The following is a 518-nucleotide window of genomic DNA, read 5'->3' on the forward strand; positions in this document are numbered from 1 at the left end:
TCCATACGGTTTCTGACTCGCCTCATGGCCGGCAGACCATGAAAGTGCGATCCCACAACCCCGCATGCGCAACCCCTGCCGGGTATCACACACATACGGTTTGGCCTCATCCAGTTTCGCTCGCCACTACTCCCGGAATCACGGTTGTTTTCTCTTCCTGCGGGTACTGAGATGTTTCACTTCCCCGCGTTCCCTCCACACTGCCTATGTGTTCAGCAGCGGGTGACAGCCCATGACGACTGCCGGGTTTCCCCATTCGGACACCCCCGGATCACAGCTCGGTTGACAGCTCCCCGGGGCCTATCGCGGCCTCCCACGTCCTTCATCGGTTCCTGGTGCCAAGGCATCCACCGTGCGCCCTTAAAAACTTGGCCACAGATGCTCGCGTCCACTGTGCAGTTCTCAAGCAACGACCAGCCACCCATCACCCCCAGTCCCGAAGGACCAGAGTGCACTGGGGCCGGCATCGCAGAAGGTTCAGACCGTAGTCCGTACCCTCAGACACCCAACAGCGTGCC

Annotated in this window: 1 rRNA gene; it reads right to left on the reverse strand. The window is 60.4% G+C overall.

Annotated elements, in window-relative coordinates:
- Nucleotides 1-374, reverse strand: a 23S ribosomal RNA gene (locus tag HG542_RS34610); the annotation flags it as partial.
- Between the last annotated feature and the right edge of the window lie 144 nt (nt 375-518).

The sequence above is a fragment of the Streptomyces morookaense genome, assembly GCF_013030945.1.
Taxonomy (GTDB): domain Bacteria; phylum Actinomycetota; class Actinomycetes; order Streptomycetales; family Streptomycetaceae; genus Streptomyces; species Streptomyces morookaensis.